8 protein-coding genes are annotated in these 5,358 nt (G+C 53.3%); 7 read left to right on the forward strand and 1 reads right to left on the reverse strand.

What is annotated here, in order from left to right; translation table 11 throughout:
- From VEI96_07725 to VEI96_07755, 7 genes are all read left to right on the forward strand, one after another.
- A partial coding sequence (locus tag VEI96_07725) for a hypothetical protein (GenBank protein HXX57876.1) occupies nt 1–697 on the forward strand: 697 nt, incomplete at its 5' end.
- Nucleotides 694–1,764 (forward strand): hypothetical protein, encoded by a 1,071-nt coding sequence (locus tag VEI96_07730; protein HXX57877.1) that lies wholly within the window; start codon nt 694–696, stop codon nt 1,762–1,764. The genes VEI96_07725 and VEI96_07730, both read left to right, overlap by 4 nt.
- Nucleotides 1,742–2,410: an isoprenylcysteine carboxylmethyltransferase family protein gene (locus VEI96_07735; protein HXX57878.1), complete on the forward strand. Its 669-nt coding sequence runs from the start codon at nt 1,742–1,744 to the stop codon at nt 2,408–2,410. Before VEI96_07730 ends, VEI96_07735 begins: the two co-directional genes overlap by 23 nt.
- An 85-nt stretch (nt 2,411–2,495) precedes the next feature.
- Nucleotides 2,496–2,939: a DoxX family protein gene (locus VEI96_07740; protein ID HXX57879.1), complete on the forward strand. Its 444-nt coding sequence runs from the start codon at nt 2,496–2,498 to the stop codon at nt 2,937–2,939.
- Between the two features lie 121 nt (nt 2,940–3,060).
- A complete protein-coding gene (locus VEI96_07745; GenBank protein HXX57880.1) occupies nt 3,061–3,540 on the forward strand; it encodes a GNAT family N-acetyltransferase in 480 nt (159 codons plus the stop codon).
- A gap of 59 nt (nt 3,541–3,599) precedes the next feature.
- Nucleotides 3,600–4,232, forward strand: a complete 633-nt coding sequence (gene nth, locus VEI96_07750) for an endonuclease III (protein ID HXX57881.1) — start codon at nt 3,600–3,602, stop codon at nt 4,230–4,232.
- A 554-nt stretch (nt 4,233–4,786) separates the two neighbouring features.
- Nucleotides 4,787–4,996 carry a TOBE domain-containing protein gene (locus VEI96_07755; GenBank protein HXX57882.1) on the forward strand — a complete coding sequence of 70 codons (210 nt, stop codon included), beginning with the start codon at nt 4,787–4,789 and terminating at the stop codon, nt 4,994–4,996.
- A gap of 137 nt (nt 4,997–5,133) precedes the next feature.
- Here the strand turns inward: VEI96_07755 and VEI96_07760 are convergent.
- Nucleotides 5,134–5,358 (reverse strand): selenide, water dikinase SelD (locus tag VEI96_07760; protein HXX57883.1); only part of this gene is annotated, 225 nt, incomplete at its 5' end.

A 5,358-nucleotide genomic window follows, 5' to 3' on the forward strand; every position in this document is an offset into this window, starting at 1 on the left:
CGGCGACCACACCGTCGGTTTTTCCTTTTTCTCCGTCGGACCGGACCGGTTCCATACCCTGGTGAGAGCGGGGAAGCTATGGGGAGTGACCCTGAACGACATTTTTCTGGCACTCCTCCTCAAGTCTCTCTCGCCGTTCGCCTTGGACCGGATCGATGAGCCGAGGCGCAAGATGATCTCCGTCGCCTCAATCGTGAACATCCGAAAAGACCTCTCCCTCGAACTCCACGATCCCTTCGGTCTCTTCCTCGGTTCCTTCATCGTTTCCCATTCCGTACCCGACGGCATCGAGGTCGAGGCCCTCGCAAAGGATGTACGGCGTCAGACCCTCAGGATAAAGAAGTACCGGCTCTCTGTGCGAACGGCTATAGGGCTCGGCCTCGCCCGTCACCTCGTTCCTCTCCTCTCCCCCTCCCGCCGGAAGAAATTCTATCCGAAGTACTATCCCCTCTGGGGAGGCATTACGAATGTCAACCTCAACGCCCTCTGGCAGGAAGGGGACGGAGGAGTCTGTCCGGATTACCTCAGGGCGGTTTCGACCGGACCCGCCTCTCCCCTTGTCCTCTCGATCACGACGGTCAACGACATCCTGAATATTGGGGTGAGTTTCAAGACTACCGTCTTCGGGCAGGACGACGTAGAAAAGATCATGAGATCCTTTTCAGACTCCCTCGATACCCTCGGAGTGGCGGCATGAGAAGGAGACTCATCCCCTTCCTTTCCGCGCTGCTCTCCATAGTTTTTCTTTCCGGTTGCGCGACATCGCACTACACATACCGGGAACCGTCCTATGAAGGAAAAGTCGGGAGAGGGACGGTCCTGAACGAATACGGAATCGACCCTGCTACCGAGGACGAGATACTGGCGCTCGACCCGGACCGGATAACCGAGAAAGAGATAAAGGACACCCTCTCACACGCCCCCGCGCCGAGAATAATGAATATCCACGGCGGGATCTATCCCGTCCATCTCGCCATGAAATCCTTCTCCCTCTTCCTCATCGGAATGGGCTACCCGGAGGCAAAGATTCGGAATCCGAAGGACGGCTCCTACTCTTACAGCTGCTACGAAAGCAGCGAAAAGCTCGCGGGAATCATCGCGTGGTATTACGAAAAGGAGGGAATGAGTCCGATGGTGGTGGGCCACAGCCAGGGAGGAATCCAGGCGGTGAAGGTCCTCCATGAGCTTGCAGGCTCGTTCGGCACGAGCGTCCCCGTATGGAACCCTCTCACGGACAGCTCCGAGGAACGATATTCGATTATCGATCCGCTCACCGGCGAAGAGCGGCCTGTCGTCGGAGGAGTCGAGGTATCTTACGCAAGCGCCGTGGGAGCCGGGGGGCTCACGCGGTTTCTCCCGAACCAATGGAGTATGATCGCCAAGCTGAGGAAGATTCCCGACAGCGTCGAGGAGTTCACCGGGTTCTATATGGGTCTCGATCTGCTCGGCGGAGACCTCATGGGATTCAGTTCCGTGAACAGCTACGAACCGAATGGCACCGCGACCGTCAGGAATGTGAGACTGCCCGCGGGCTACAGCCATGTCTTTGTTCCCGTGACGAAACAGCTCGCGGAGAGTCAAGAGATAAAGGACTGGATAAACGATTACGTCCCGACAGACGAGCCTGAACTGAACGTCACTTTTCAGTCGTCAAGCGCGAACATCCTCTGGGCGGCTGACGTATGGCACAGCGTCAAGAAGCACTGGTGCCTTGAAGCCCAGAGGCTGATACGCTCCAAGCGTGCGATGGAGAATCCCCATTAGCCCTCTCTTCCCGCGACAGGCCGCGGTCCTCGCGTCGGCTGTTATCTACTGGGCAGGCGTGATCGTTCATGCCCGTCGTGTCCGGAAACAGATCGGCAGGTCTCCCAACATCAAGCCCCGCACGTTGAAGGAAATGGCCCTCTGGTTCGGCTGGTTTCTCGTCATCGCAGGATGGATGGGACAGCCCTTGATTATCGGGAACCTCCAGACCGGAGTTCTCTTCTCCCCGTCAGCGCATCTCCTTCGCCCTTTCGGCCTCTTCCTCGGCATCTTCATAGCCCTCTGCGGCCACCTCGGCACCCTGTGGTGTTATGCGTCTCTCGGGGATTCCTGGAGGATAGGGGTCAACGGAAATGAGAGGACAGCCCTCGTAACGGGAGGTCCTTATCGCCTCGCGAGGCATCCGATCTACCTCTTCCAGGTCATGATCCTCATCGGAATGCTCGTGCTCCTGCCGACCCTGTTTTCATTCGCGATACTTCTCGTCCATTCCATCTGCGTCGTCCTGAAGGCCCTCGACGAAGAGCGTCACCTCCTCGCCATCCACGGTCATGATTACGATGACTATCGCTCGCGCACCGGAATGCTTTTCCCCGGTTGGAAGAGTCTGCTCCTGATCCTTCGCATGCGGCAGGAGCCGAAATAGCTGAGGCGGGGATTCAGAACAATAACGCAGGCCCGGACTTCCGACGGATCGGGAGAAGGGTCGGATTATAACAAGGAGGGTTGTCATGATTCGAAAATTATTCGAAACAGATAACGACATCTCAAGAACCGTGCTGCGGATACTGCTCGGGATAGTCTTTTTCCCCCATGGCGCACAGAAGGTCTTCGGCTGGTTTGGAGGTCAGGGGTTCGCCGGCACGATGGCAGCCTTCACCGAAAAGATGGGGATTCCCGCCCTCTTCGCGCTGCTCGCGATTATCGCTGAATCCCTCGGGCCGGTGGCCCTTGTTTCAGGGTTCCTGACGAGAGTAGCGGCCTTCGGCATAGCCTGCAACATGGTCGTCGCCATATTCATGGTCCACCTGAAGAACGGTTTTTTCATGAACTGGTTCGGCAGGCAGCAGGGAGAGGGTTTTGAGTATCACATCCTCGCCCTCACAATCGCGATAGCCCTGATGATCGGAGGCGGCGGCAGATGGTCGGTAGACCGGCTTATCGCGAAGAAGTAGCGTCTTCCTCAAGAGAGAAATGGGGAGGCCGGATTATGGTTTTCCTGAAATGTCTGATATAATTTTTTCAAGGGAGACGGAGACAGTCAACATACGTGCATTGGTCGATAAGGGGGTGTCCATGGAAGAGAAAGAATGCCTTAAGATGACGGGCGGCTCAGGGAGTACAGACAGGACAGTCAGCATACGCCAGGCAGCAAAAGGAGACCTCCCCTTCATTGAAGAGAATCTCAGGAAGCACAATTTCGATACGGAGAACCTCGATTACAGCCAGTTTGTCATCGCGGTGGAAAATGGCGCGATCGTCGGCTTCGGCAGACTCACGAAGGCGGGAGAAATGTACAAGATCGGCTGTGTCGTCGTCGTCGAAGAGAAGAGGGGTCACGGCATAGGCTCGTCCATCGTAAGGCATCTCCTCGAGTACTCCCCGGTCAAGATCTTATATGTGGTGACCGACCTCGTCGATTACTTCAAGGGTCTCGGGTTTGTCGAGATGAAAGAGGCTTCAAAGGAACTCCTTGATGCCCTCGATGAGGCCTGCAAGGAGAAAGGAAAACTGAACACGACCCTCATGGTCTATGAGAAGCCCGGTCCCGGGTAATACCCGCTTCGGTGAAAAGGCTGGGGTGAAGGCCTGATTGAACAGCGGGGATGATGACGATGGATGATAAGAAGAGATTAGCTGAGATTATGAGAAGGTTGAAAAAAGAGTATACCGAGCCGAGAACTGTCCTCTCCTTCGGGGGCCCTTTCGATCTCCTCGTTGCTACCATCCTCTCCGCGCAGACGACGGACAGTCATGTCAATAAGGTGACCGAACCCCTCTTCAAAAAGTACAGGACTGTCAAGGATTACGCTGAAGCGCCTCCTGAGGCACTCAGGAAGGATCTCAGCTCGATAAATTTTTATAACAACAAGGCGAAGAATATTCAGGCCTCTGCAAAGATGATCATGGAGCATTTCAACGGAAAGGTCCCGAAGACGATGGATGACCTCACGACTCTTCCCGGAGTCGCCCGTAAGACCGCCAACATCGTACTCGCGAACGCTTTCGGCATCAATGAGGGCATCGCAGTCGATACCCATGTGAAGAGGGTATCTTACCGGCTCGGACTCACAAAGAACGAGGACCCGGTGAAGATCGAGAAAGACCTCATGGCGATAACCCCGAAGAATGAATGGGGAAACCTCTCGCACCTCCTGATATTTCACGGCAGAAAGATTTGTCAGGCGAAGAAACCCCTGCACAAGGAATGCGTCCTTTTCGACCTCTGCCCATCACGGGATATATAGATCGCGTCCTTTTTTCAGAATCGTCTTCTCCACTGATTCGGCAATCGTTTCATAGTATTGGACCTTGTTCCGGGCCATATGGTCGCATTATTCTGCTTCTTCCTGAAGTCAGTTATGGTTTCGATGTGCGATAGCTGTTGAGTTCACCGACGAGTCGACACTGGTGCAATTCTGACACGGTGACACTTTCCGATAATAACTCACATTCTTGTGCAGTAAGCATCTTGCGGACTTCATGTCGAAGTCAATATTCCTTACTGAAGTCCATCGGGGCAGGATTCGCCCCCACTTTTGAAAGGGCGACTGTAACAGTTTCATTCATGAACCGACACCCGTCATATCTCCAACAGAAATCTCGATTGTTCCAAGTTTAGACTTTGGAAATTCCTTGGCTATGATGCCTTCATCCTGCTAACTTAAAGGGAATAGAGTGATGGTTGAAAGTGTATATAGATTATGATATGGTAAGACCAAATGATGCAAGGGCAGACACGCTTTTGCGAGCCGCTGTCGACTATGACAATTCAAACCTTTTCCACCGATAGGAGGATCGAATGAAATACGGTGCCAGAAACGCCATCAATGCCAAAGTAAAGTCAATCAAGACAGGAGATATCATGTCGCTCGTGAAGTTCGATGTTACGGCTCCAACCGAAATGGCCTCTGTTTTGACCACAGAATCCCTGGAGACGCTCGGACTCAAAGTCGGTGACAAAATTCAACTGGTTATAAAAGCTATTCACGTGTTGCCAGTCAAAGAATAGAAAATGTGAGTCCATCGGGATCATTGAACGCCGGCGCAAGCTTTGGTAGATAAAAAATAGTTACGGTTAACGCTGAACTTGAAGAAAAAAGCCGTTCTCGGTTGATAAGAAATCAACCGCAAAGCGTTGCCAGGTTTCTATAGGATCCTTATAAGTGGGTTTTGAGCCGCGATCACTTCACCAATCTTAACGGCGGTTTGAATGCCCGTATTTCTCAGTCCATTAACTAAATGCCCTGCTTGAGATTCTGGAAGGCAGAGAAGAAGACCCCCGGATGTTTGGGGGTCGAAGAGCAGTTCCTCTTCCTCCCTTGATAGTCTTTTGGTTATGTCCAGATATCCCTCCGAAAGTTTCCTGTTTGC

Source organism: Thermodesulfovibrionales bacterium, from assembly GCA_035622735.1.
Lineage (GTDB): Bacteria > Nitrospirota > Thermodesulfovibrionia > Thermodesulfovibrionales > UBA9159 > DASPUT01.